1 protein-coding gene is annotated in these 404 nt (G+C 43.8%); it reads right to left on the minus strand.

Going from position 1 to position 404, the window contains the following annotated elements; translation table 11 throughout:
* Positions 1 to 132: 132 nt before the first annotated feature.
* Positions 133 to 387 (minus strand): hypothetical protein, encoded by a 255-nt coding sequence (locus JO972_RS16765; RefSeq protein WP_309491239.1) that lies wholly within the window; start codon positions 385 to 387, stop codon positions 133 to 135.
* Positions 388 to 404 lie beyond the last annotated feature (17 nt).

Raw genomic sequence — 404 nt, forward strand, 5'->3', positions numbered from 1 at the left:
CCGAACGTAGAGGTCAGCCGCTGCGTGTAAAACAGTCGCCAACCATTCAAATTCTTAACTGTAAAATGGCTTCGGACTACGAACGGTTAACAGTCGTCTGCACCGCCTTGTTAGGCCTATTTTTTGAGTTATCTATTTGTAGCCTTCGGAAGAAACTTTAATCAACCGAATAACGCCAAAAACCAAGAATGCAATCCCAAGCGGAATGCAAACACGTGAAGCCAACAACATCATTCCGTAAATAGCCATTGCAGTCTGAGGAATAGGATCTCCTGGAGCCAACCATTCGATAATTCGATCTTGAGATCCTTCCACCAAGGAGGGCACGAAGAACATTAAGAAACCCGCACAAAGCAGAAATATTGGTAGCCCGATTCTGGATTTCATTATTATTGCCTAACGTA

This window comes from Oceaniferula flava, from assembly GCF_016811075.1.
GTDB classification, from domain to species: Bacteria; Verrucomicrobiota; Verrucomicrobiia; order Verrucomicrobiales; family Akkermansiaceae; genus Oceaniferula; species Oceaniferula flava.

Coding starts and splice junctions, on each gene's coding strand:
- JO972_RS16765 (WP_309491239.1), bottom strand. CDS start 387: ATGAAATCCAGAATCGGGCTACCAATATTTCTGCTTTGTGCGGGTTTC.